The sequence below is a fragment of the Novosphingobium sp. B1 genome (assembly GCF_900176395.1).
Classification (GTDB): Bacteria; Pseudomonadota; Alphaproteobacteria; order Sphingomonadales; family Sphingomonadaceae; genus Novosphingobium.
The window spans coordinates 16,163-41,082 of sequence record NZ_FWXL01000011.1; the positions used below are offsets into that span (position 1 = coordinate 16,163).

General features: G+C 62.5%; 25 protein-coding genes. 13 read left to right on the top strand and 12 right to left on the bottom strand.

Translation table 11 applies throughout. The annotated features are described in order from the left end of the window. Nucleotides 1-47: 47 nt before the first annotated feature. A complete protein-coding gene (gene carB, locus B9A23_RS16565; protein WP_084280138.1) occupies nt 48-3,371 on the bottom strand; it encodes a carbamoyl-phosphate synthase large subunit in 3,324 nt (1,107 codons plus the stop codon). 72 nt (nt 3,372-3,443) lie between these two features. Beyond that, on the bottom strand, nt 3,444-4,619 hold the full coding sequence (gene carA / locus B9A23_RS16570; protein WP_084280139.1) for a glutamine-hydrolyzing carbamoyl-phosphate synthase small subunit: 1,176 nt from the start codon (nt 4,617-4,619) through the stop codon (nt 3,444-3,446). A 159-nt stretch (nt 4,620-4,778) separates the two neighbouring features. Between carA and B9A23_RS16575 the strand changes: the two genes are divergently transcribed. The 3 genes from B9A23_RS16575 (at nt 4,779) to rpoD (ending at nt 9,172) form a co-directional block, all read left to right on the top strand. Further along, nucleotides 4,779-5,234, top strand: coding sequence for a GatB/YqeY domain-containing protein (locus B9A23_RS16575; protein ID WP_084280140.1), 456 nt, complete (start codon nt 4,779-4,781; stop codon nt 5,232-5,234). A gap of 7 nt (nt 5,235-5,241) precedes the next feature. After that, complete coding sequence (gene dnaG / locus B9A23_RS16580; RefSeq protein WP_084280141.1) at nt 5,242-7,104, top strand: DNA primase; 1,863 nt, start codon at nt 5,242-5,244, stop codon at nt 7,102-7,104. Nucleotides 7,105-7,168: 64 nt separating this feature from the next. Continuing rightward, a complete protein-coding gene (gene rpoD / locus B9A23_RS16585) occupies nt 7,169-9,172 on the top strand; it encodes an RNA polymerase sigma factor RpoD (protein WP_084280142.1) in 2,004 nt (667 codons plus the stop codon). A gap of 77 nt (nt 9,173-9,249) precedes the next feature. Here the strand turns inward: rpoD and B9A23_RS16590 are convergent, their stop codons facing one another. Both B9A23_RS16590 and B9A23_RS16595 read right to left on the bottom strand, forming a co-directional pair. Further along, nucleotides 9,250-9,705: a DUF3237 domain-containing protein gene (locus B9A23_RS16590; protein ID WP_084280143.1), complete on the bottom strand. Its 456-nt coding sequence runs from the start codon at nt 9,703-9,705 to the stop codon at nt 9,250-9,252. After that, nucleotides 9,702-10,994 carry a flavin-dependent oxidoreductase gene (locus B9A23_RS16595; RefSeq protein ID WP_084280144.1) on the bottom strand — a complete coding sequence of 431 codons (1,293 nt, stop codon included), beginning with the start codon at nt 10,992-10,994 and terminating at the stop codon, nt 9,702-9,704. The genes B9A23_RS16590 and B9A23_RS16595 overlap by 4 nt, the downstream gene beginning before the upstream one ends. Nucleotides 10,995-11,194: 200 nt before the next feature. On the opposite strand from B9A23_RS16595, the gene rpiB reads away from it, so the two are divergent. The 5 genes from rpiB to B9A23_RS16620 are packed head-to-tail and all read left to right on the top strand — an operon-like array spanning nt 11,195 to nt 14,388. Next, nucleotides 11,195-11,632 (top strand): ribose 5-phosphate isomerase B, encoded by a 438-nt coding sequence (rpiB, locus tag B9A23_RS16600; protein WP_084280145.1) that lies wholly within the window; start codon nt 11,195-11,197, stop codon nt 11,630-11,632. Between the two features lie 14 nt (nt 11,633-11,646). Then, on the top strand, nt 11,647-12,957 hold the full coding sequence (gene glyA / locus B9A23_RS16605; RefSeq protein WP_084280146.1) for a serine hydroxymethyltransferase: 1,311 nt from the start codon (nt 11,647-11,649) through the stop codon (nt 12,955-12,957). A gap of 4 nt (nt 12,958-12,961) precedes the next feature. Then, the gene (locus B9A23_RS16610) at nt 12,962-13,168 is read left to right on the top strand and encodes a hypothetical protein (protein WP_084280147.1); all 207 of its coding nucleotides are present in this window, start codon (nt 12,962-12,964) and stop codon (nt 13,166-13,168) included. A 3-nt stretch (nt 13,169-13,171) separates the two neighbouring features. Further along, nucleotides 13,172-13,636 (top strand): transcriptional regulator NrdR, encoded by a 465-nt coding sequence (gene nrdR, locus B9A23_RS16615; protein WP_084280148.1) that lies wholly within the window; start codon nt 13,172-13,174, stop codon nt 13,634-13,636. A 2-nt stretch (nt 13,637-13,638) separates the two neighbouring features. Beyond that, nucleotides 13,639-14,388, top strand: a complete 750-nt coding sequence (locus B9A23_RS16620) for an RNA methyltransferase (RefSeq protein WP_084280149.1) — start codon at nt 13,639-13,641, stop codon at nt 14,386-14,388. A 23-nt stretch (nt 14,389-14,411) separates the two neighbouring features. Here the strand turns inward: B9A23_RS16620 and B9A23_RS16625 are convergent, their stop codons facing one another. After that, a complete protein-coding gene (locus B9A23_RS16625; protein ID WP_084280150.1) occupies nt 14,412-14,675 on the bottom strand; it encodes a chorismate mutase in 264 nt (87 codons plus the stop codon). Between the two features lie 256 nt (nt 14,676-14,931). On the opposite strand from B9A23_RS16625, the gene rpsD reads away from it, so the two are divergent. Together rpsD and B9A23_RS16635 are read left to right on the top strand one after the other, a co-directional pair. Beyond that, a complete protein-coding gene (gene rpsD, locus B9A23_RS16630) occupies nt 14,932-15,543 on the top strand; it encodes a 30S ribosomal protein S4 (protein ID WP_084280151.1) in 612 nt (203 codons plus the stop codon). Between the two features lie 147 nt (nt 15,544-15,690). Next, nucleotides 15,691-15,888, top strand: a complete 198-nt coding sequence (locus B9A23_RS16635) for a hypothetical protein (protein WP_084280152.1) — start codon at nt 15,691-15,693, stop codon at nt 15,886-15,888. A 21-nt stretch (nt 15,889-15,909) separates the two neighbouring features. Here B9A23_RS16635 and tgt read toward each other — a convergent pair whose 3' ends face one another. Next, nucleotides 15,910-17,034: a tRNA guanosine(34) transglycosylase Tgt gene (gene tgt / locus B9A23_RS16640; protein WP_084280153.1), complete on the bottom strand. Its 1,125-nt coding sequence runs from the start codon at nt 17,032-17,034 to the stop codon at nt 15,910-15,912. A gap of 61 nt (nt 17,035-17,095) precedes the next feature. Here tgt and B9A23_RS16645 point away from each other — a divergent pair, with 61 nt between their 5' ends. Then, nucleotides 17,096-17,863 carry a TSUP family transporter gene (locus B9A23_RS16645; protein WP_084280154.1) on the top strand — a complete coding sequence of 256 codons (768 nt, stop codon included), beginning with the start codon at nt 17,096-17,098 and terminating at the stop codon, nt 17,861-17,863. Between the two features lie 7 nt (nt 17,864-17,870). On the opposite strand, the gene queA is transcribed toward B9A23_RS16645, so the two are convergent. The 5 genes from queA to B9A23_RS16670 all read right to left on the bottom strand — a co-directional run bounded on the left by queA (nt 17,871) and on the right by B9A23_RS16670 (nt 21,408). Then, a complete protein-coding gene (gene queA / locus B9A23_RS16650) occupies nt 17,871-18,902 on the bottom strand; it encodes a tRNA preQ1(34) S-adenosylmethionine ribosyltransferase-isomerase QueA (protein ID WP_084280155.1) in 1,032 nt (343 codons plus the stop codon). Nucleotides 18,903-18,943: 41 nt separating this feature from the next. After that, nucleotides 18,944-19,624: a peptidylprolyl isomerase gene (locus B9A23_RS16655; protein WP_084280214.1), complete on the bottom strand. Its 681-nt coding sequence runs from the start codon at nt 19,622-19,624 to the stop codon at nt 18,944-18,946. A gap of 97 nt (nt 19,625-19,721) precedes the next feature. Next, nucleotides 19,722-20,234, bottom strand: coding sequence for a pantetheine-phosphate adenylyltransferase (gene coaD / locus B9A23_RS16660; RefSeq protein WP_084280156.1), 513 nt, complete (start codon nt 20,232-20,234; stop codon nt 19,722-19,724). Beyond that, nucleotides 20,234-21,130: a polyprenyl synthetase family protein gene (locus tag B9A23_RS16665; protein WP_084280157.1), complete on the bottom strand. Its 897-nt coding sequence runs from the start codon at nt 21,128-21,130 to the stop codon at nt 20,234-20,236. The genes coaD and B9A23_RS16665 overlap by 1 nt, the downstream gene beginning before the upstream one ends. Nucleotides 21,131-21,144: 14 nt before the next feature. After that, a complete protein-coding gene (locus B9A23_RS16670) occupies nt 21,145-21,408 on the bottom strand; it encodes an exodeoxyribonuclease VII small subunit (RefSeq protein ID WP_084280158.1) in 264 nt (87 codons plus the stop codon). Nucleotides 21,409-21,479: 71 nt separating this feature from the next. On the opposite strand from B9A23_RS16670, the gene B9A23_RS16675 reads away from it, so the two are divergent. After that, nucleotides 21,480-21,875, top strand: a complete 396-nt coding sequence (locus B9A23_RS16675) for a DUF2177 family protein (protein WP_084280159.1) — start codon at nt 21,480-21,482, stop codon at nt 21,873-21,875. Between the two features lie 59 nt (nt 21,876-21,934). Then, nucleotides 21,935-24,094, top strand: a complete 2,160-nt coding sequence (gene purL, locus B9A23_RS16680; RefSeq protein WP_084280160.1) for a phosphoribosylformylglycinamidine synthase subunit PurL — start codon at nt 21,935-21,937, stop codon at nt 24,092-24,094. A 58-nt stretch (nt 24,095-24,152) separates the two neighbouring features. Here purL and B9A23_RS16685 read toward each other — a convergent pair whose 3' ends face one another. After that, nucleotides 24,153-24,899, bottom strand: a complete 747-nt coding sequence (locus B9A23_RS16685; RefSeq protein ID WP_254895163.1) for a Coq4 family protein — start codon at nt 24,897-24,899, stop codon at nt 24,153-24,155. Between the last annotated feature and the right edge of the window lie 21 nt (nt 24,900-24,920).

The following is a 24,920-nucleotide window of genomic DNA, read 5'->3' on the forward strand; positions in this document are numbered from 1 at the left end:
CGCCGAGCCGGACCAGTCTCATGACAATGCCGGGGGACTAATAAGGTTCAAGCATAATAGTCCTGCAATGAACGCACTTCAAGTTCGGCAGAGCGAAGTGCCTCGATCGCCTCCACTGCCGCAACCGATGCGGCAGCCGTGGTGAAGTAGGGAACACGCGAGTTCAGCGCTGAGGCGCGGATCGACTGCGAGTCCTTGTGGCTCTGCCAGCCTTCGGTCGTGTTGAAGATCAGCGCGATGTCGCCATCGATGATCCGGTCGACAATGTGCGGGCGCCCTTCGGCGACCTTGTTGACGCGCTCGATGATCAGGCCTGCATCCTGCAGATAGCGCGCCGTGCCACCGGTCGCGACGATCTTGAAGCCGAGGCTGATAGCCTTGCGCACGGCGGGCAGAATCACCGGCTTATCGCTGTCCTTGACCGAGACGAAGATCGTCCCGCCCTGCGGCAGCTTGGTGCCAGCACCCAGCTGCGACTTGGCGAAGGCCACCGCGAAGGTCTTGTCGACGCCCATGACCTCACCGGTCGACTTCATTTCCGGCGAAAGCACCGGATCGATGCCGGGGAAGCGTGCGAACGGGAACACGGCTTCCTTGACCGCCATGTAATCGATCTCGCGCTTGATTGCGGGCAAGTTGGCAAGCTTCTCGCCAGCCATCACCCGCGCGGCGAGCTTGGCGATGGGCGTGCCCACGGCCTTGGCCACGAACGGCACCGTGCGGCTGGCGCGGGGGTTCACCTCGATCAGGTAAACCTCGCCGTCCTTGATCGCGAACTGGATGTTCATCAACCCGCGCACGTTGAGGCCGCGAGCGAGCAGGACGGCCTGACGCTCCATCTCTGCGATGATGTCGGCGGGCAGGCTGTAAGGCGGCAGGGTGCAGGCGCTGTCGCCCGAGTGGATCCCGGCTTCCTCGATGTGCTGCATCACGCCCGCTACGGTGACATCGTCACCATCGGCCAGCGCATCGACGTCACACTCGATCGCATCGCGCAGGTACTGGTCAATCAGCACCGGGCTGTCGCCCGAAACCTGCACGGCGGTGGCGATGTAGTCATCAAGCTGCGCCTGGCTGTCGACGATTTCCATGGCACGCCCGCCAAGCACGTAGCTCGGACGGATCAGCACCGGGTAACCGATGCGGCTGGCCACGGCGACGGCTTCGTCACGGCTGCGCGCGATGCCGTTCTGCGGCTGCTTGAGCCCAAGCTTGGCAACCAGCGCGGCAAAGCGCTCACGATCTTCGGCAAGGTCGATCGAGTCCGGCGAAGTGCCGAGGATCGGGATCCCTGCGTCCTGCAGCGCCTGCGCCAGCTTGAGCGGAGTCTGCCCGCCGAACTGCACGATCACGCCAACGAGTTCCCCCTTCGACTGTTCGACGGCGAGGATCTCCAGCACGTCTTCGGCGGTCAGCGGCTCGAAGTAGAGACGATCCGAGGTGTCGTAGTCGGTCGAAACCGTTTCCGGGTTGCAGTTGACCATGATGGTCTCGAACCCGGCATCGCCCAGCGCAAAGCAGGCATGGCAGCAGCAATAGTCGAACTCGATGCCCTGCCCGATGCGGTTCGGACCGCCGCCGAGGATGACGATCTTCTTGGCGTCCGTCGGCGCGGCCTCGTTCTCCGGCTCGCCGAACAGCGCGCCTTCGTAGGTCGAGTACATGTAAGGCGTTACCGCCTCGAACTCGGCCGCGCAGCTGTCGATCCGCTTGAACACCGGGCGCACGCCAAGCTTGTGGCGCAGCGCGCGCACTTCACTTTCGCTGGTGGCACCGGCCATGGCCGAGAGTACATCATGCAGCAGGCCCGACCGCTTGGCCTGGGTCTCACCCAGACCACCGGCAACGCCGATGCCGCGCACGGCGAGCGTGGCGAGGCGCTTGTCCGAGAAGCCCATGGCCTTCAGGCGGCGCAGGCCAGCCGCGTCATTGGGCAGACCATCGCGCTGGATGATCTGCTCCGCCTCGACGATCTCGTGAATGTGGCGCAGGAACCACGGCTCGTACTTGGTGACGGCGTGAACTTCGTCGACCGACAGGCCTTCACGGAACGCTTGCGCGATCACCAGCAGGCGATCGGGCGTGGCGCGGGCGAGTGCGGCGGTGATCTCGTCACGGCTGGCGCCTTCGAGGCCGACGACGCGGTTGAAGCCATCGAGGCCGGTTTCCAGCCCGCGCAGGGCCTTCTGCATCGATTCCTTGATGTTGCGGCCGATGGCCATGACTTCGCCCACCGACTTCATCGCAGTGCCAAGCAGCGGCTCAGCGCCCTTGAACTTCTCGAAGGCGAAGCGCGGGATCTTGGTGACGACGTAGTCGATGGTGGGTTCAAACGCCGCCGGGGTGGCCCCGGTGATGTCGTTCATGATCTCGTCGAGCGTGTAGCCCACGGCGAGCTTGGCCGCGACCTTGGCGATCGGGAAGCCGGTAGCCTTCGATGCCAGCGCCGAAGAACGCGACACGCGCGGGTTCATCTCGATGACGATCAGGCGGCCGTCCTTGGGATTCACCGCGAACTGTACGTTCGAACCCCCTGTTTCCACGCCGATTTCCCGGAGAACCGCGATCGATGCATTGCGCATGATCTGGTATTCCTTGTCGGTCAGCGTCAGCGCCGGGGCGACGGTGATCGAGTCACCGGTGTGAACGCCCATCGGATCGACGTTCTCGATCGAGCAGATGATGATGCAGTTGTCCTTCCTGTCGCGGACAACCTCCATCTCGTATTCCTTCCAGCCGAGGAGCGATTCCTCGATCAGGACTTCAGTCGTGGGGCTGGCTTCGAGGCCGCCCTTCACGATCTTGACGAACTCTTCCTTGTTGTAGGCAATGCCGCCGCCGGTGCCGCCCATGGTGAAACTGGGGCGGATGATCGAAGGCAGGCCGGTGCGCTCGAGGATTTCGAGTGCCTCGTCGATGGTGTGCGCAACGCCCGAGCGGGCGGATTCAAGACCGATCTTGTCCATCGCCTCGCGGAAGCGCTGGCGGTCCTCGGCCTTGTCGATGGCATCGGCATTGGCACCGATCATCTGCACGCCGAACTTCTCGAGCGTGCCATCGTTGAACAGCGCCAGCGCGGTGTTCAGCGCGGTCTGTCCGCCCATCGTCGGCAGCAGCGCATCGGGGCGCTCCTTTTCGATGATCTTGGCGACGACTTCGGGCGTGATCGGCTCGACATAGGTCGCGTGCGCCATGTCCGGATCGGTCATGATCGTCGCGGGGTTCGAGTTGACCAGGATGATGCGATAGCCCTCTTCCTTGAGCGCCTTCACCGCCTGCGTGCCCGAATAATCGAACTCGCAAGCCTGGCCGATGATGATCGGCCCGGCGCCGATGATCAGGATCGAGGAGATGTCAGTGCGTTTGGGCATTATCGCTCTCGTGTTTCAGCCCCCGACATGTGGAAACGCGCCGGGAGAGGGAAATCTCAGGGTGTCAGCCGCTCAACCGAGCGACGCTACAAACTTCTCGAACAGGTAGAAACTGTCCTGCGGGCCGGGGCTTGCCTCGGGGTGATACTGCACGCCGAACGCCTTCTTGCCCTTCACCGCGATGCCGCAGTTCGAGCCATCGAACAGCGAGACGTGGGTTTCGATCACGTTCTCGCCCAAAGCGCCCGGCGCGTTGTCGACCGCGAAGCCGTGGTTCATCGAGGTGATCTCGACCACGCCGTCACCTAAGCGCTTGACCGGGTGGTTCGCGCCGCGGTGGCCCTGGTGCATCTTGGTGGTGCGGGCACCGGCGGCAAGCGCCAGCATCTGGTGGCCGAGGCAGATGCCGAAGATCGGCATGTCGGCTTCGAGCAGCTTCTGGATCACCGGCACGGCATAGGCGCCGGTCGCCGCCGGATCGCCCGGGCCGTTCGACAGGAACACGCCATCGGGCTTCAATTCGAGGATCGTTTCCAGCGAGGTCTCGGCCGGAACCACCGTCACCGCCGCGCCCGCTTTCACGAGGTTGCGGAAGATGTTGTCCTTCGCGCCGAAGTCCATGGCAACGACGTGGGGGCGCTTGTCATGGGGGCTACGGCCGAAGCCCTTGCCGAGATGCCAGACCGATCCTTCCCAGCTCTCCTGCCCATCGCGCGTGACGACGCGGGCAAGGTCCATGCCTTCAAGGCCCGGCCAGTTGCGGGCGCGCTCGATCAGCGCAGGGATATCGAACTCGCCCTTGGGATCGTGGGCAATCACCGCGTTGGGCGCGCCGCTCATGCGTATGCGGCGAGTCAACGCGCGGGTATCGAGACCCGAGATGCCGATCTTGCCCTGCTTTTCCATCCACTGCTGGAACGTGCTGGCGCTGCGGAAGTTGGCCGGATCGGTCACGTCCTCGCGCACCACGCAACCAACCGCGCCCGGCGTATCATGGCTTTCCATGTCTTCGGCATTGGTGCCGACGTTGCCGATATGCGGGAAGGTGAAGGTCACGATCTGCGCCGCGTAGGACGGATCGGTCATCACCTCCTGATAGCCGGTCATCGCGGTGTTGAAGCACACCTCGCCCACGGCGGCGCCGGTAGCACCGAAACCACGTCCCCAGGCAACAGACCCATCGGCAAGTACGAGGACTCCCGTCGCGCCATCTGGTTGAGGCGCGTGCGAAAGTGCGGGGTCGGCCATGATATGGGGCGCTCCGTTGGCAGGTGTTCTGGCGATGTTGCTAAGGGGCGGCTGCTAGACCTGCATTGCCGCAGCGTCAACCTAGCGATTTCCGAAAGTTTGGCCTACATGGGAGGTTTCCCGCCATGACGGCGGCAACCTCACAGGAAATGCAGTTACATGATCCGCGATACCATCAAGGCCGCGCAGGTTTCCGCCATGAAAGCCGGCGACAAGCCTCGCCTTGCCGCCGTCCGCCTGATCCTTGCCAAGCTCAAGGACAAGGACATCGAGCTGCGCACTGCGTCGGCTGTGCCTGAAGATGACGTGCTGGTGACCGATGTGCTGCAGAAAATGGCCAAGCAGCGTCGCGAATCGATCACGCTCTACGAACAGGGCGGCAGGCAGGAACTCGCCGATGTAGAGAAGGCCGAGCTTGCCGTGATCGAGGAATTCCTGCCCCAGCAGATGAGCGAGGACGACACTCGCGCTGCAATCGCCGCGATCATCGCCGAGTCTGGCGCTGCGGGCATGAAGGACATGGGCAAGGTGGTCGCCGCACTCAAGGCCAAACACGGCACCCAGCTTGACATGGGCAAGGCCAGTGGCCTGGTGAAGGCAGCACTTTCGGCCTGACGGCACCATGAGCCTCTCCCCGCAATGGATGGACGAACTGCGTTCGCGCATCTCGCTTTCGGGCCTGATCGGGCGTAGCGTTCGCGTCACCAAGGCGGGGCGGGAGTTCAAGGCCTGCTGCCCGTTCCATAACGAGAAGACGCCAAGCTTCACGATCAACGACGAGAAGGGCTTCTACCACTGCTTCGGCTGCGGCGCGCATGGCGATGTCATCCGGTGGATGACCGACCATCAGGGCCTGCCCTTCATGGAAGCGGTGAAGGAACTGGCGCTGCAGGCGGGGATGGAAGTCCCCGCTCCCGATCCGCGTGCGGCCAAGAAGGCCGAGCAGCAAAAGTCATTGCATGACGTGATGCAGGCAGCGCAGGCCTTCTTCGTGCGTTGTCTGGCAGAGGAACGCGGCGGCGAGGCCCGCCGCTATCTCGCCTCGCGCGGCTTCCCGGCGCAGATCGTGCGCGATTTCGGCTTCGGCTTCGCCCCTGAAAGCCGGACCGCGCTGAAAGAAGCGCTCTCAGCATTTCCGGACGAGATGCTGATCGAGGCAGGCCTCAGGATCGTGGTCGAGGGCAAGGAACCCTACGACCGATTCCGGGGCCGCCTGATGCTGCCGATCCTTGACCCGCGCGGACGCGTGATCGCGTTTGGCGGGCGCATCCTGACTGCGGAAAAGACTGACGCGCCGAAATACCTCAACTCCCCCGACACCCCGCTCTTCGACAAGGGCCGCACCGTCTATAACCTGCACCGCGCCGGCCCTGCCTCGCGCCAGAGCGGGCGCGTCGTGGTGGTCGAAGGCTATATGGACGTTGTCGCGCTGGCCGCCGCCGGTATCGGCGAGGCTGTCGCTCCGCTCGGCACGGCATTGACCGAGCACCAGATCGAACGGCTGTGGCGTCTGGTAGAAACGCCCACCCTGTGCTTTGACGGTGACAGCGCCGGCCAGCGCGCCGCCATGCGTGCGATCACTCGCGCCTTGCCCCTGCTCCGCCCTGGCCACTCGTTGCGCATCGTTACCTTGCCTGCCGGCATGGACCCCGACGATGTCGTCAAGAAACAGGGTGCGGCGGCCATGGAAGGTTTGCTCGACGAAGCGCGCAGCCTCGTTGATGTACTCTGGGAAACCGAACGGGATGCCGCCCCGCTGACGACGCCTGAGGACAAGGCTGGCCTCAAGTCACGATTGCTGGCGCATTGCGACACCATCCAGCACCCCGACATCAAGTCGCTCTATCGCCGAGAGCTTACCGAACGCTTTGGCGAACTGGCGTTTGCCCGCAAGGAGCGACCGCCATTTCAGCCTCGTCAGGGGAATGGACCACGTGCCAAAGGCCAGCCGTGGAAGCCTGCCCCTGCCCCGCTGGCCGAGCACGACAAGGCGAGAATGCTGCGGATCGGAACCGGGCCAAGCAGCAGCCTGCTTGCCGCCGTAATCGATGGCCTGATCTGCAACCCGCAGCATGTCGCCCGGCATTCCGAAGCGCTGGCGCGACTTCGGCCAGAAAATCCAGACACTTGCGCCGTAATCGATGCACTTCTCGTGCTCGCCGATTCAGGCCAGCCGCTTGAAAGCCAGCGCCTGCGCACCATATTGCTGGAGCGAGGACTTCGGCTCCCGTCGGCGCAGGACTACGCCGGAATGCGATTCGGCTTTCTTGGTAGTGGCGGTGATTCGGCAGGCGAGGAACTTGCCGAGGCAATTGCCCTCCTTGTCGAACTACCGGCCGTCGAAGAGGCGCTCGGAACCGCGACAAAACGCCATGAAGCCGAGTTTTCCGACGAAAGCTTTGCCGAACAGCAGAGATTGTTGCAGCGAAGGCTGGCATTGCTTGCCCGTTTGGGGCAAATGGGCCGTGCTCGTGCTGCGTTATAATTATAGCAATGGCGCAACCCGGGCCGCCCTCGGCCCGGATCTCGGATGGTGGTACCTGGGTTAAATGGCTTCGAACGACAAGACCGATAGCGGCGATGCTCCGCTGATCGACCTCAACGATGCATCGATCAAGAAGCTGATCGCGCGCGCCAAGCGCCGCGGCATCATCACCTATGACGAATTGAACGAGGCCCTGCCCCAGGACCAGATGTCCTCCGAGCAGATCGAGGACATCATGGCCGCGATCTCGGAAATGGGCGTCAACATCGTCGAGAGCGACGAGGACGCGGTCGATCCGGAGGAGAAGGCCCAGGACGACGAACTCGACGAAGCGGAGACCGTCGAAGACCGCCCCGATGTCATCAAGCGCAAGGAAACGGTCGAGCGGACCGACGACCCGGTGCGCATGTACCTGCGCGAGATGGGCGCGGTCGAACTGCTCAGCCGCGAGGGCGAAATCGCCATCGCCAAGCGCATTGAAGCAGGGCGCGACACGATGATCATGGGCCTGTGCGAAAGCCCGATCACCTTCCATGCTATCATCCAGTGGTCCGACGCGCTGAACGCCGGTGAAATGCAGTTGCGCGAGATTCTCGATCTCGACGCGATGCTTTCCAAGGAGCCACAGCCGGAAAATCTGTCGGAAGATGGTGAAGAGGCCGAGCCCGAGATCAGCGAAGCCACGGCTGGCCCGACCTTCAAGGAAGAAGAGGACGTCGAGGAGGAGGAATCCGCCGACGACGAGGATGACGAACTGCGCGAGCGCCGCGCCCGTCCCGCCGAGGAAGAGGAGGAAGACAACACCCTCAGCCTCGCGCAGATGGAAGCGCAGCTCAAGCCCGCCGCGCTTGAGCGTTTTGCCGAGATCACCTCGTTGTTCCGCGCCTTCGAGAAGATCCAGGCCGAACGCCTCGATGCACTGGGCAATGGCAACGACTTCCCCGCCGCAAAGGAAACGCAGTATCAGAAGCTGCGCGAGGATCTGACGGCGCAGGTGGAATCGGTTCAGTTCCACGCCTCGAAGATCGAATACCTCGTCGACAATCTCTATGCCTTCAATCGTCGCCTCACGACACTTGGCGGGCAGATGCTGCGCCTGGCCGAGCGCCACAAGGTGCCGCGCAAGGATTTCCTCGACATGTACATGGGTCGGGAGCTCGACGATGGCTGGCTGCAGAGCCTCGCCACGCGCGACAAGCGCTGGGCAGCCTTCGCAGCGAACGAATCGACCCCCGTCGAGCGCATTCGCGCTGAAATCGCCGACATTGCGGCCGCCACCGGCATGTCGCTCGGCGAGTTCCGCCGCATCGTGAACATGGTCCAGAAGGGCGAGCGTGAAGCGCGCATCGCCAAGAAGGAAATGGTCGAGGCAAACCTGCGCCTCGTGATCTCGATCGCCAAGAAGTACACTAACCGCGGCCTGCAGTTCCTCGACCTCATTCAGGAAGGCAACATCGGACTGATGAAGGCGGTCGACAAGTTCGAATACCGCCGCGGCTACAAGTTCTCGACTTATGCCACGTGGTGGATCCGTCAGGCCATAACCCGCTCGATCGCCGACCAGGCGCGCACGATCCGCATCCCGGTTCACATGATCGAGACGATCAACAAGCTGGTCCGCACCAGCCGCCAGTTCCTGCACGAGCAAGGCCGCGAGCCGACGCCCGAGGAAATGGCCGAGCGTCTGTCGATGCCGCTCGAAAAGGTTCGCAAGGTGATGAAGATCGCCAAGGAGCCGATCTCCCTTGAAACGCCGATCGGCGATGAGGAAGACAGCCACCTCGGCGATTTCATCGAAGACAAGAACGCGATCATCCCGGTCGACGCGGCGATCCAGGCAAACCTCAAGGAAACGGTCACGCGTGTCCTTGCCAGCCTCACTCCGCGCGAAGAACGTGTGCTGCGCATGCGCTTTGGCATCGGCATGAACACCGATCACACCCTTGAGGAAGTCGGACAGCAGTTCTCGGTGACTCGCGAACGCATTCGTCAGATCGAGGCGAAGGCCTTGCGCAAGCTCAAGCATCCGAGCCGCAGCCGCAAGATGCGCTCGTTCCTTGATCAGTAACCGCGTTTCACGGGCTTGAATACAAAAGGGCTTCGCAAGTGCGGAGCCCTTTCTATTTTTGATCGAGGTGCGGCCGTTCAGTCGACCCGATAGACCTGCAATCGCACCGTGTTCGCCACCTTGCCGCCTTCGGCCAGGAACAGTGAGCGATTGACCCATTCGTAGGCGGGGTGACCACTTTCGAGGCGAATAGCCGTTCGCATGTAATATTCCGAAGATGCGACATCCTCGCCGCTGGCGATCCGGGCATGCACTTGCTCCGAGGCATGGCGGACCCCCTGGCTGACAACTTCAACGATTGCTCCATCGCCCGTCTCGATGGCGTACCGGGCATCAAGATCCGCAATGCCCCCCTTCAGAACCGTCTGCCAATCGGCTCCGACGGGCAAGATCCGCCCGGAAAGCAGCGGACCGCTGACCTTCCCGCCGACGATCGGAATGATCCTGCGCACACCGACAGGTGAAATGCCCATTTCAAGTGGAGGGGAAAGCTCGACGACAAGATCGCAAACGTGCGCCAGAGCGATCGTCATGCCGCCACCCGATTGACGATTGCGCCTGCAGGGATCGTGGGAGGAGCCGCATTCAGACGATCCTTTGCGAACCCGGCAGCCTGTTGATAGGCGAGCATGAAAGCGCTGCGCTCGTGCGCAGGGATGACGTCATCGATGTTCTGGAACTGCCCGCCGCAACGCTCATCAACCATGTTGAGCAGCCCGAACGGTCCAGCCCCGCGGTTGCGCATAGCCACCTGCCCGATTGGCTCACAAAATTCCGAATCGAATGCCGCCAGTGCCGAAGCGGTGACGCCGCGGTCCAGCATGATCCGCCCGATCTGCCGGGCATCCATGATGGCCTGCGACGCTCCGTTGGAGCCGGTCGGGTACATCGGGTGTGCAGCGTCCCCGATCAGCGCGACGGGTCCATCTACCCAGGTCGGCAATGGATCACGGTCGATCATCGGATTTTCATAGGCAACGGTCGACTTGGCCAAGAGTGCGGGCAGATCCAGCCAGTCGTAGACAAAGCCGGCGAACTCGCCCGCGAATTCCGACAATGCGACGGGGCGGAACCAGCCCGATTTGGTCCAGTCGTGATCGGTGTCGTACGTCTGCTCGGCGATCCAGTTTATGTCGGCCAGACCATCGCCGTCCGGGTGCGAGATGGGATAGATCACAACGCGATGCCGGCTGGTGCCGAGCCCGACGAAGGAGGATCCTGACCGGATGGGAATGCCCCTGGCCGTGCCGCGCCACATGATTGTCCCGCCCCAGTGGATCGGCGGTTGATCGGGGTGCATCTGCGCGCGGATTGCCGAATGGATGCCATCGGCACCGAAAAGCAGAGTCCCCGCCACCTCGCTGATACCGCCGGACCGGTTCTCGATAATTGCCACGACAGTGCCATCGCTTTCCTTGCGATAGCCAGTTACCTTGCTTCCGAGCCTTACCGCGTCAGGGCCGAGCCGCTCGACCACCTTGCGATAGAGCAGCGTATGGAATTCGCCGCGATGTACGGCGTACTGATCCCACTTGTAGCCCGCCAGCTTTCCGCGCGGCTCGGCGTATATCTCGCAACCGTTCAACCCCACCAGGGCCCATTCGCGTGCAGGGATGCCAACGGAGTCGAGCTCGGCCTCACCGATGCCCAGATCCTCGAGCTCGCGCACCGCATTGGGCTGCAGGTTTATGCCGACACCCAGCGGCTTCAGTTCTCGGACGGATTCGAAGACCGTGCAGGACACCCCGATCTGGTGCAGTGTCAGCGCGAGCGCAAGTCCGCCGATGCCGCCTCCGGCAATGAGCACATGTTCCTGCGGCATTCCTTGTCATCCCGTCACATCCAGAATGCCGCGCCTTTAAGGAGGGTCTGGGATCGCCGCAACCGCCCAGACGATCACAGTTGGTAGAATGAGCCCTATCGGGCAGATGGAAACTGCCGATTTGCGGTGGCTTGTTGCGTGGCAACGGCCTATGGGCGCGCCAACGAATCCCGTCACACTGCTTTCCGAGTAACTCGCCCATGCGCATCGCCATCGCTTCGGATCATGCTGCCGTCGACCTCAAGGCCGAGTTGCGCGAGTATCTGATCGAACAGGGCCATGAGGTTGCGGATCTCGGGCCGGAAACGGCAGACCGTGTCGATTATCCCGATTATGGCTATAAGCTGGCATCGGTCGTCGCCGAGGGCATTGCCGAACGCGGCGTCGCGTTGTGCGGATCGGGCATCGGCATCTCGATCGCAGTCAATCGCGAAGCAGTTTGCCGGTGCGCGCTCGTATCCGAACCCTTGTCTGCGGCTCTCGCACGTGAGCACAACGATGCAAACGTGATCGCAATGGGCGCGCGCCTTACCGGCGTCGACATGGCAAAGGCCTGCCTCGACGCCTTTCTTTCAACCGAGTTCGGTGGTGGCCGCCATGCCGGCCGCGTCGAAAAGCTATCCAACCCAGCAATCTGAAGGAGCCTCCAGAGATGACCACCGCCACAGCAGCGCCGGAAATCCGCAAAGCCGGCTTCTTTACCGAACACCTTGAGACTGCAGACGCCGAAGTCTTCGCTGCTATCAAGGGCGAACTGCACCGCCAGCAGACCAAGATCGAACTGATCGCATCGGAAAACATCACAAGCCGCGCCGTGCTTGAAGCGACGGGTTCGGTCTTCACCAACAAGTACGCTGAAGGCTATCCCGGCAAGCGTTACTACGGCGGCTGCGAATACGCCGACGTGGTCGAGAATCTTGCGATCGAGCGCGCCAAGAAGCTGTTCGGCTGCAACTTCGCCAATGTCCAGCCAAACTCCGGCAGCCAGATGAACCAGGCCGTGTTCCTCGCGCTGCTGCAGCCGGGCGACAGCTTCATGGGCCTCGACCTGAACTCGGGCGGCCACCTCACCCACGGCTCGCCGGTGAACATGAGCGGCAAGTGGTTCAACGTGATCCCTTACGGCGTGCGCCCCGACGATCACCAGATCGACATGGACGAAGTTGCCCGCCTCGCCCGCGAGCACAAGCCCAAGCTGATCATTGCCGGCGGCACTGCCTATTCGCGCACCTGGGACTGGGCCGCGTTCCGCGCCATCGCAGACGAGATTGGTGCATGGCTGCTGGTCGACATGTCGCACATTTCCGGGCTGGTTGCAGGCGGTGCGCACCCCTCGCCCTTCCCGCATGCCCACGTCGTCACGACCACCACGCACAAGAGCCTGCGCGGTCCGCGCTCGGGCGTGATCCTTACCAATGACGAAGATCTGGCCAAGAAGTTCAACACTGCCGTGTTTCCCGGCCTCCAGGGCGGCCCGCTGGTCCACGTGATTGCCGGCAAGGCCGTTGCATTTGGCGAGGCGCTGCGCCCCGAGTTCAAGGCCTATGCCCACCAGATCGTCGCCAATGCCAAGGCACTGGCAGAAAGCATCAAGGATGCAGGTCTAGGCATCGTTTCGGGCGGTACCGACAACCATCTCATGCTGGTTGACCTCACCGCCAAGGATGTGACGGGCAAGGCTGCTGAAAAGGGCCTCGACCGCGCCTGGCTGACCTGCAACAAGAATGGCGTGCCGTTCGACAAGCGTTCGCCGTTCGTCACTTCGGGCATCCGACTCGGAACGCCGGCAGGCACCACGCGCGGTTTCCGCGAGGAAGAGTTCCGCACCATCGGCAAGCTGATCGTGGAAGTGGTCGATGGTCTTGCGCGCAATGGCGATGAAGGCGATGGTCAGGTCGAACAGCGCGTGCGCGATCGTGTCGCGGAGCTTTGCGCGCAGTTCCCGATCTATCCGGAGCTGTGAACTTATGAACGAGCAAGACGATCTCGCCGCCCGCGCCAAGGACGAACTCTCGGGCATGGCCAAGCAGGGCCTTGCCCACCCCTCGACCAAGCCGGTCCTGACCGGCGCGGCCATCGGGGCGGTGGCAGGTGCTCTCCTCCCGGTTGTTTCACTCCCCCTCGGCCTCGCCGTGGGTGCAGGCTATGCCTTCTGGCAGCGGATCAAGCGCTGACCCGTGCGTTGTCCGTTCTGCGCCCATGACAACAGCCAGGTAAAGGACAGCCGGCCGAGCGAGGACAACACCTCGATCCGCCGGCGCCGTCAATGCGAGGGCTGCGGAGCGCGGTTCACCACCTTCGAGCGTGTGCAATTGCGCGAGGTTGTGGTGGTAAAGAGCGGCGAGCGGCGCGAGCCGTTCGATCGCTCGAAGATCGAGCAGTCGGTCGCGCTTGCCTGTCGCAAGCGCCCGGTAGCGCAAGAACGCCTCGACCAGCTCGTCTCCGGCATTCAGCGCCAGATCGAGACGATGGGCGATGCCGAGGTCCCTTCAAAAATGATTGGCGAGATGGTCATGGAAGGCCTGCGCCAGCTCGATAGCGTCGCCTACATCCGTTTTGCCAGCGTCTATCGCGACTTCACCGAAGCGCGCGACTTCGAGGAATTCGCCTCGAGCGTACAGGAAATGAGCGGTCGGGCTTGAGCATGGAAGACACCGAACAGCGCCAGCCGGTTATCGTACTTGTGCGCCCGCAGCTGGGCGAAAACATCGGCAAGGCCGCCCGGGCCATGCTGAACTTCGGCCTGACCGAAATGCGACTTGTTTCCCCTCGCGATGGCTGGCCTAATCCATCCGCAGGACCTGCCGCTGCAGGCGCCGATCGCGTGCTGGAGCATGCCCAAGTTTTCGCATCGCTAGCCGAGTCCGTGAGCGATTGCAGCCATGTCTATGCAACAACCGTGCGCAAGCGGGGTGTGACCAAGCCCGTGCTGACGCCCGAGCAAGCGGCGAAGGACATCGTCACCGCCCCGGGCCGGAGCGCGATCATCTTCGGCCCCGAACGGTCGGGCCTGGAAACCGATGACGTGGCCCTTGCCCGGGCGATTGTCACCGTTCCCATCAATCCCGAGTTCGGTTCGCTCAATCTGGCCCAGGCGGTAATCCTGTGCGCCTACGAATGGTCGAAGCACGTTGAACTCGTACAGCCCACAGTGGAGGACATGCTGCCCCCTGCCCCGCAGGAAGAGTTCGAGGGCATGTTCGATCAGCTTTGTTCGCTGCTTGAGCCGAGAGGATACTTCGAACCCGAGGCGCGCGCAGTCGCTACCCGTCGCACGCTCCGCACCATGCTGACCAAGCCCGGCTGGAACCACCTCGAGGTACGGACAATGCGCGGCGTGTTGAGCGCGCTGCGTCGCAAGCCTGGCTCGCGGCCGGGAGACGCTGCGGAGTAATCGCGTGGCCGGCTGCGGCAGGCTCAACCTTCCCGGCGCCGCAGGACCTGTTCCAGCCGAGCCTGCTCTGCATCGAGCATGCGGTCCCAGAAATCCGTCACAAGGCTTACGGGAATTCCCAGCTCGAAGGCTTTGCGGCGTATGCGCGAAAGGGTCGCGGCTCGGTGATCCTCATCACCGACACCGACGCCTGTTCCATGCTTTTCAGCGTCCGCGCTCGAGGATGCAAAGCGCAGCGACAGCAACTGCAGGATCTGCAGGTCGATCGCCTCCAGCCCGTCCGTCATCGGTCGAGGCAAGAGATCATGTTCGGGACGAGGCGGCCTCTCGTGCATCAGGATCGATAAGACTCGATGCTGCCTGTCCTGTCTATGGCGGCTGCCCTTGACATACACCGGAATCTCTGTTCTTGGCCGCCCTTCGCAATTGGCCCTGCACTCCCGGTGAAGCGGTGGCCGCACTTCGCAATTGGCAAAGTGGTGCGTGTCCGGGACTTGAAGCATCGGCGCGTTCGCCGGTGTACTGCAAATTGAAAGGCAGCGCATGTCCAAGCGCAAGGCATCCAAGTACAAAATTGACCGCCGTCTTGGCGAGAACATCTGGGGTCGTCCCAAGTCGTCGGTGAACCGCCGCTCGTATGGCCCAGGCCAGCACGGCCAGCGCCGCAAGAGCAAGGTTTCCGACTTCGGCATCCAGCTCCGCGCCAAGCAGAAGCTCAAGGGCTACTACGGCGACGTGACCGAAAAGCAGTTCAAGCGCACCTACCAGGAAGCGTCGAAGATGAAGGGCGACACCGGTCAGAACCTGATCGGCCTGCTCGAACAGCGCCTCGACATGGTCGTGTACCGCGCCAAGTTCGCGCCGACCATCTTCTCGGCCCGTCAGGTCGTTTCGCACGGTCACATCTACGTCAACGGCGTGAAGTGCAACATCGCTTCGCGTCGCGTTCGCCCGGGCGACGTGATCAGCCTCGGCAAGAAGGCCAAGGAAATGGCCCTCATCGCTGAAGCTCAGGCCCTGCCCGAGCGTGAAGTGCCCGATTACGTAGCCACCGAAGGCGACAAGGCCACTTTCACCCGCGTTCCGTCGCTCGACGAGGTGCCTTATCCGGTGAAGATGGAACCGAATCTGGTCGTCGAATTCTATTCGCGCTGATCGGTTTTCGAACCACTGCGAACATGGAAGAGGCGGGGCGCGAGCTCCGCCTTTTTCGCGTTTGCAAACAGGTTGTTACATGTTTTTTCGAGGGGCAAATTTCGGCGTTGAAGGGGAACTTGCGCCGCTCCTGACGATTGGGAAGACATGTGCCTCTATCGCTTCGTCACCCCCCATCGCATCGGCAAATGGTACCCGGATCTGCTCACCGCGCAGAGGCAGGCATTTTCCATTGGCGCAGGCTTTCTTGATCAGCGCACTGGCGAATTCTACGCCTACAAGGATACGCGTCTAGAAACGCAAGACCCAATGGTGCACGACGGATCGCACGACATCGCAGCGTGACAAATCCGGCGATCAGGCCGTCTAGCGCGCGAAATAATCCCGACGGAAGTCCGCTGCAAACCTCGTGAAACGACCTTCTGAGATTGCGGCGCGCATTCCTGCCATCAATTGCTGATAGAACCACAGGTTGTGCTCGGTGAGCAGCATGGCTCCCAGCATCTCGCCAGACTTGTGCAGGTGGTGCAGATAAGCGCGGCTGTACTTCACGCAGGTCGGGCACGGGCAGCGCTCATCCAGCGGGCCGGTATCTTCCGCATGGCGCGCATTTCGCATGTTCACCGGCCCGTTCCAGGTGAACGCCTGTCCGTTGCGTCCGGAGCGGGTCGGCAGGACACAGTCGAACATGTCCACGCCTCTCTCAACCGCGCCGACAAGGTCATCCGGCTTGCCGACTCCCATTAGGTAGCGTGGCCGCTCGGCGGGCAATTGCTGGGGAGCAAAGTCCAGTGTTGCAAACATGGCCTCCTGTCCCTCGCCAACGGCAAGACCGCCAATGGCATAGCCGTCAAAACCGATATCGGTCAGGGCATCGGCACTTGCCTTGCGCAAGGCTTCGTCAAGCGCGCCCTGCTGGATGCCGAACAGGGCCGAGCGTTCGGCGTGTTCGCCGCCTGCATCGAATGCGTCACGGCTGCGCCTTGCCCAGCGCATCGACATTTCCATCGACTTGGCAATGACATCCCGGGCCTGGTCGGCGCGCGGGCATTCGTCGAAGCACATGACGATGTCGGACCCCAGCAATCGCTGGATCTCCATCGAACGTTCCGGGCTGAGCAGGTGGCGCGAACCGTCGAGGTGACTGGCGAAGGTCACGCCCTCCTCGGTGATCTTCCGCAGGTCCGACAGGCTCATGACCTGGTAGCCGCCGCTATCCGTGAGGATCGGGCGGTCCCAACCGCCGAACTTGTGCAGACCGCCCAGCCGCGCCACACGCTCGGCACCTGGACGGAGCATCAGGTGGTAGGTATTGCCGAGGATGATGTCCGCCCCGCTGGCGCGCACGTCCTCCATCTTCATCGCCTTGACGGTCGCTGCCGTGCCGACAGGCATGAACGCCGGGGTGCGGATGTCCCCATGCATCATGCGAATCGTTCCGGTGCGCGCCTTTCCGTCGGTGGCGTGGATGTCGAAGGCAAAACGGGTCATCGGCGGCAATCTCGGCAAAAAGAGTGTTGCGGCCCTTAGGCGCAATCGCCATGGCGCGCAAATGCTTGACCCGGTGACGCTCGACCTCTGGTTCTATCCAGCCCTGACCTGTGTTGCCGTCGTCTCGGGCTTTGTCGATGCGGTGGCCGGTGGTGGCGGGCTGGTGATGATGCCGGTCCTCCTGTCCACACCATTGCCCCCCCATGTAGTGCTGGGCACCAACAAGGTGCAGTCGATGTGTGGCACATCGATGGCCACCTGGCGCTACCATCGCGCCGGTCTTTTCAGCTTTCGCAAGAGCGCCCCGACTGCGGCAATCGTGTTTGCCGGAGCGCTTTGCGGGTCATTGGCGATCCAGCATCTCAGCGCCGACATTCTCAAGATCGTCGTGCCCGTGCTGCTTATCGCTGTCGCGCTGTATACCGTGCTATCCCCGACAATGACCGACGACGACAAGAAGGGGCACCTGACCGAAAAAGGCTATATGCCGGTCGGAGCAGGCGTTGCGTTCTATGATGGTTTCTTCGGCCCGGGCGCGGGCCAATTCTTCGCCACGACTCTCGTCGGCCTGCGCGGGCTAGGCCTTACCCGCGCGACAGGCCTCACCAAGTATCTCAACGTCACCAGCAATATCGCCAGCGTCATTGTCTTCACTACTGGCGGCCAGGCAATGTGGGCGCTGGGCCTTTGCATGGGCGCCGGTGCCATGACAGGCGCGTGGATCGGCTCACATTACGCCACGAAGTTCGGCGCCAGGGTGATCCGGCCGCTGCTGGTCGTTGTGAGCATCGGCCTTACCGTCCGGCTCATCTGGGGCTGGTTCGCCTGAGGCAGCGTCAGTCCGGCAGCAACAGGCTGGAATCGCCATACGAATAGAAGCGATAGCCTTGGGCAATGGCATGCGCATAGGCGGCCTGCATCCGCTCCAGCCCCATCAATGCCGAAACAAGCATGAACAGCGTCGACTTGGGCAGATGGAAGTTGGTCATCAGTCCGTCGATGGCGCGAAACCGATAGCCTGGCGTGATGAAGATTGCCGTGTCGCCTTCGAATGGCCGGATAATGTTATCTTCGCCGGTCGCGCTTTCGAGGAGGCGCAGGGAGGTGGTGCCAACTGCGACCACGCGATTTCCATTCGCACGGGCGGCATTGAGCCGATCGGCGGTTGCAGCGTCGATCGTGCCCCATTCGGCATGCATCTGATGATCTTGCGTGTCGTCGGCCTTGACCGGAAGGAACGTTCCGGCCCCAACGTGCAGCGTCAGCGTTTCGGTACGAATTCCGCGCTCGGCAACAGCCTCCATCAGGCGGGGCGTGAAATGCAATGATGCCGTTGGCGCGGCAACGGCACCATCCTTGGCGGCAAACATTGTCTGGTAATCTTGGCGGTCCTGCTCGTCGGTCGGTCGCTTTCCGGCGATGTAGGGTGGCAAGGGCATCTGCCCTGCCCGCTCGAGCAGAACCTCCACGGGTTCGTCACCGGGAAAGAACAGCGTCCAGCTACCATCCGCGAAGCGCCCTTCGGCCAGAGCCGTCACGCCAGCGCCGAAACGTATCTCGTCACCCTCGCGCAAGCGCTTGCCGTTACGGACGAACGCCTGCCAGCGGCGCAAGTCGATGCGCTTGTGCAGCGTTGCCCCTATCCGCGCATCGCCGCGCCTGCCTTCGAGTTGTGCGGGGATCACGCGCGTATCGTTGAAGACCAGCACATCGCCGGGGTTGAGCAACGACGGCAGGTCAAGCACCGAAAGGTCGCGAAACGCTCCCTCGCGAGGAACGCCGAGGAGGCGCGCGGAATCACGAGGTCGCGCCGGGCGCAGGGCGATGTTTTCAGATGGCAGTTCGAAATCGAATAGGTCTACGCGCATCGCGGCCCTTTAGCGGGTAAGTGGCCGCGATTCGAGAGGCGTTAGTTCGATCGGGAATTGCTGAGCATATCGGCGGTGATCGCGGTGGGCGCGGCAGGTGCCTGCATCGCCGGAGCCGGCTTGTTGTCGGACGCTATGGAAGCCTGCACGATCTTCGTCGGGTTTTGCGGCGGCTCGCCACGGACAATCGCATCGACGAAATCCATGCCCGCGATCACGCGACCGAAGTTCGTATATTTGTGATCGAGCGCGAAACGCGGATAGAAAACGATGAAGAACTGGCTGTTTGCAGTGTTCGGTTCGTTGGTGCGCGCCATTGATACCGTACCGCGCACGTGCGGGATCGCATTGAATTCGGCATTGAGATCAGGGAGTTGTGATCCGCCCTGGCCGGTCCCCGTGGGATCGCCCGTCTGCGCCATGAAGCCATCGATCACGCGGTGAAAGATGACGCCATTGTAGAACCCCTGGCGCGCCAGGGTCTTGATGCGCTCGACATGGGTCGGCGCCCACTCCGGCATCAGCCTGATCGCGACGCGGCCACCGTTCGACAGGTCGAGGAAGAGAATATTCTCACGATCGACCGTCTGATCGGCATTTACGGCGTAAGTCAGTGCCTTGGGAGCTTCTTCTGCCGGCTGCGCGTTCTTTTCCTGCGCGACAGCGGGCGTAACGATCAGGGCAGCGCCAAGCGCGAGTGCGGAGAATAAGCGCAAAACCATGGAACAGTCGAACTCCGGATAGTCTGCAGCGCCGATAGGCTTCTCGCGCTGTCGCTGCAATGAACGATTGCCACCTGGTGTCTGGAAAGAAGACGCCTCAGTAATCGCCGAGACGGCCCTTCTCTTCGACACGGGCAACCACCTCGTCTCGAATCGCGCTTGTCACGAAACCGGATATGTCGCCGCCGAACAACGCGATCTCCTTGACCAGCTTGGAGGCGATCGGTTGCAGGCTGACATCAGCCATCAGGAACACCGTCTCGATCTCGTCATCGAGTTGCTGGTTCATGCCTGCCATCTGGTATTCATATTCGAAGTCTGCAACGGCGCGCAGCCCGCGCACGATAACCGACGCGCCTTGCGCACGCGCAAACTTCATCAGCAGGGCGTTGAAGCCCACCACCTCGACGTTGTCGATGCCCTGTTCCGCCACTTCACGACTGACCATCGCCATGCGCTCATCGGTCGTGAACATCGGGTCCTTGGAGGGGTTCGTCGTCACGCCGATGATCAGCTTGTCGACCAGCTTGGCCCCACGCCGGATAATATCGAGGTGGCCGAGCGTGATCGGATCGAACGTGCCCGGATAGACGCCGATGCGCTCCGCCATCAGTGGTTCCTCTCGACAATGAAGCGCGCCAATTCGCGCAGGAGGTCGGCCTCGGACCCGTAGCTCGCCAGGAATTCGATCGCCTGGTCCACCAGAATACGCGCCTGCTCGCGGGCACGATCCGCGCCGAGCAGCGAGAGGAACGTTTCCTTGCCTTGCGCCTCGTCCTTGCGCAGCGCCTTGCCGGCCGCAGCCTCATCACCCTCGGCATCAAGAAGATCGTCGGCAATCTGGAAAGCAAGACCGATGTCACGGGCATATCCGCGAAGATGCGTCCGGCCTTCAGGCGGAACCCTGCCGAGAATCGCACCCATTTCCACCGAGGCAGACAGCAGCGCGCCAGTCTTCAGTTGCTGCAGTCGAGTGACCGTGGGCAGATCGAAGCTCGAGGTCTCGGCGACTATATCCATCATCTGGCCGCCGCACATGCCGTTCATGCCACTGGCCGTCGCCAGCGTACGGATCAATTCGATGCGCGTGAAAGGATCGCCAGTGGTTGCGGGATCGGACAGGACCTCGAAGGCAAAATCGTGAAGCGCGTCTCCCGCAAGAACCGCTGCGGCATCGTCGAACGCGAGATGGACAGTCGGCTTGCCATGACGCAGCGCGTCATTGTCCATGCATGGCAAATCGTCGTGGATCAGCGAATAGACGTGGATGGCCTCTATCGCTGTCCCGACGCGAATGGCAGCTTCACGTGATACGCCAAACAGCGAGGATGTGGCGCATACCAGCAGCGGGCGGACCCGCTTGCCGCCACCGATCGTGGCGTAGCGCATCGCCTCGACAAGCCGGTCTCGTGCGTCACCCGGAACTGGCAAAAGCAGGTCGAAACTCTTGTCGATATCTTCGGCGATGGCCTTTAGCGCAGGCGTCAGCAGACCGGTATCGGCCATGGTCAGAGCTCCGTTCAGCCGTGAGTTTCGTCGAACGGGCGCAAGCCCTGCGGCTTGCCGTCGCGGTCAGCCACAATCGCTTCGATCCGCGCCTGCGCTGAATCGAGGCGCGCCTGGCAGTGGGCGCGCAGGGCATCGCCCTTGGCATAAAGATCGATGGATTCATCGAGCGGTGCCTCACCGCTTTCCAGCCGCCTCACGACGGCTTCGAGTTCCTTCAGCGCCTCTTCGAAGCTGAGGGCAGTGATGCTTGATGCGATATCAGGTCCGGTTCCCATAGGGGCAGCATTGACGGGGCCATGGGGCGCGGTCAAGCTTCGATCCGCAACAAGCCGGGGACCCAAAGGCCATGCAGTACGTGATCGCCTATGTCGCAGCCGCCGTGGTGTTCGGCGCGATGGATGCTGCATGGTTGGGGTGGGCCGGATCGAAGCTTTATCGTCCAGCGCTCGGTGATCTGCTGGCACCGCAGTTCAGGGCGGCGCCTGCTGTCGTGTTCTATGTGCTCTACCTCGGCGGTATGATGTGGTTTGCGGTGCGCCCCGGTCTCTCGCAAGGACTTGGCGCAGCAGCCCTGAACGCCGCGATTCTGGGTGCGATGTGCTACATGACCTATGATCTCACCAGCCAGGCAGTGCTGGCACGCTGGCCAGTCCATGTGACGGTGATCGACGTGATCTGGGGCACATTCGCAACGACCGTGGCCGCCACTGCCGCTACGTGGGCCGCCATGAAATTCGGGTGACTGGCAAATTCGCCCGTCAGGACTAGCCTGATGCGCGCCACATCGCTAAGGCGCGCGCCATGTCCGCAATCACGCCAGATGTCGTCGCCGCCCACGGGCTGTCCGAGGAAGAATACCAGCGCGTCCTGAACGCGCTCGGGCGCGAGCCGAACCTAGTCGAGCTCGGCATTTTCTCGGTCATGTGGTCGGAACATTGCTCCTACAAGTCGAGCCGCATCCACCTCAAGAAGTTGCCGACCTCTGCGCCTTGGGTAATCTGCGGCCCCGGTGAGAACGCCGGCGTGATCGACATCGGCGACGGACAGGCCGCCATCTTCAAGATGGAGAGCCACAACCACCCTTCGTACATCGAACCATACCAGGGCGCGGCGACGGGCGTTGGCGGCATCCTGCGCGACGTGTTCACGATGGGCGCGCGTCCCGTGGCGAACATGAATGCGCTGCGTTTCGGCCGTCCCGATCATCCGAAGATGAAGCACCTCGTGCAGGGCGTCGTCGCGGGCATCGGCGGCTATGGCAACTGCGTCGGCGTACCGACGGTGGGTGGCGAGACGAACTTCCACAAGGCCTACGATGGCAACATCCTCGTCAACGCGATGACCGTTGGTGTGGCCGACACGGACAAGATCTTCTATTCGGCTGCCACCGGCCTCGGCAATCCGATCGTATACGTCGGCTCCAAGACCGGGCGCGATGGCATCCATGGCGCGACCATGGCCTCGGCCGACTTCGACGAGAAATCCGACGAGAAGCGCCCCACCGTGCAGGTGGGCGATCCCTTCACCGAAAAGCTGCTGATCGAGGCCTGCCTCGAACTGATGGCGACCGATGCGATCGTCGCCATTCAGGACATGGGTGCTGCCGGCCTCACCTCCTCCTCGGTCGAGATGGCAACCAACGGCAAGGCCGGCATCATACTCGACATGGACAAGGTGCCGTGCCGTGAAGAGGGCATGACGCCCTATGAGATGATGCTTTCGGAAAGCCAGGAGCGCATGCTCATGGTGCTCAAGCCCGGCAAGGAAGCCATGGCCGAAGCAATCTTCCGCAAGTGGGAGCTGGACTTTGCCGTGATCGGCGAAGTGACCGACACAGGCCACATGGTTCTGAAGTTCCAGGGCGAGACGGTTTGCGACATTCCGCTTGGGCCACTCGCCGAAGACGCCCCTCTCTATGACCGCCCTGCTCTTTCGCTGACGGACTACAAGAAGTGGGCGAATGTTGCGCCGCTGGGTTCGGTACCGGAGAGCGCCGACCTTGGCGCGGACCTCGTCAAGCTGATCGGTTGCGCAGACCTCGCCAACCGCCGCTGGATCTTCGAGCAGTACGATTCGCAGGTCGGAGCCGACACGCTGCAGAAGTCGGGCGGCGATGCTGCGGTGGTGCGAATCCATGGCTCGAAGAAGGCGTTGGCCATCAGCACCGACTGCACGCCGCGCTATTGCTATGCTGATCCTTATGAGGGCGGGAAGCAGGCTGTTGCTGAAACGTGGCGCAACATCTGCGCCGTTGGTGCGCGTCCGCTGGCAATCACCAACTGCCTCAACTTCGCAAACCCGCAACGCCCCGAGATCATGGCGCAGATCGTTCAGGCGCTGAACGGCATGGGCGATGCGTGCCGTGCACTCGATTACCCCATCGTTTCGGGCAACGTCTCGCTCTACAACGAATCGAAGGCAACTGGCGGTGGCTCGGCCATCCTGCCCACGCCCGCCATCGGTGGCGTCGGGCTCATGCTCGATCACGAAGTGATGACAACAGTCGCGTTCAAGAACGAAGGCGAGGTGATCTGGCTGGTCGGCGGCGAAGGGTCGCACCTTGGCCAGTCGCTTTACCTGCGCGAAATCCATGGCCGTGAAGACGGCGATGCGCCGTCGGTCGATCTGGCCGTTGAACGCAAGAACGGCGAGCAAGTGCGCGAATGGATTGCCGCCGGCAAGCTGACAGCCGTTCACGACATTTCCGATGGCGGCCTGCTCGTGGCACTGACCGAAATGGCTCTGGCCGGTGGCAAGGGCTGCGCGCTGGATGCTTCGCTGACTACGGCTGCGGCCTTTGGCGAAGACCAGTCGCGCTATGTGGTCACGACCAGGGCGGACGAAGTGCTGGAAGGCGCAACACGGCTTGGCACAGTCGGTGGGTCACAGGTCGCAGGCGTCGAACTGACCGTCCTGCGCGAGGCAAACGAGGCATTCTTCCGGGACTGGATGGAAGCCTGAGATTCTGGCCGGCGCGCAGCCTGTTACGGGCAGCGTGCCGACCAGCTCCGGTCAGGCGTCAGGCGGCGAGCTTGTCGGCGCTCTTGCCGAGCAGGTCGTATGGATCGATGCCTCGGGCGCGCCAGATGGTGTGTGCCTCCTTGTAACGCGATGCCGGCGTGATGTTCAGCCAAGCGCGCACTTCCTCGATCGGCAATGGCAGCAATTCGGTGATGGCCTGCTCGCACAGGCGCGGGCAAGCCTTGCCCAGCTTCTGACCCTCGCGGACGGCGCGCAGCACCGGTGCACTGCGCTTGGTCTGCCGGTTGATGTTCATGCCGGCCATGTAGCCGATGAACAGGTGAGCCGGACTCGGCTGCTGGCTGTAGGTGAACGCCAGTACGCAGGCCTCGCCCAGTGCATCACGGCCGTATCCCGTCAGCACGTGAAGCATGTCATGCACGTCGCGCATGCGGTTCAGATACCAGAGAAACTGGTCTTCGAACCGTTCACGCTTGGCTGCGAAGCGGTCAAATTCGTCGACCAGTCCTTGCGCCGTCAGCCCTTCGCTTTCCATGAAATCGCAATAGGCATGCGCAAGCGATCCTTTCGGCATCTGGCGCAGCGCGGCATGATCGTCCAATATTGCCGGCAGATAAGGCTCGGTTGCACGAAGAGCCTGCCCGCGCTCGCTGCGCAGGAAAGCCTCAGCCCGCCCGCGTAGGTTGCGCCACGGCAAGGCCTCGAAAATATGGAAAACCTCTTCTGTGTTCTCCTTGTCCTTCAGCAAGTTCTGAAAGTGGTGCCACGCTTTGAGCGGCTGCATCCTCATTTCAGGCCGACGCTC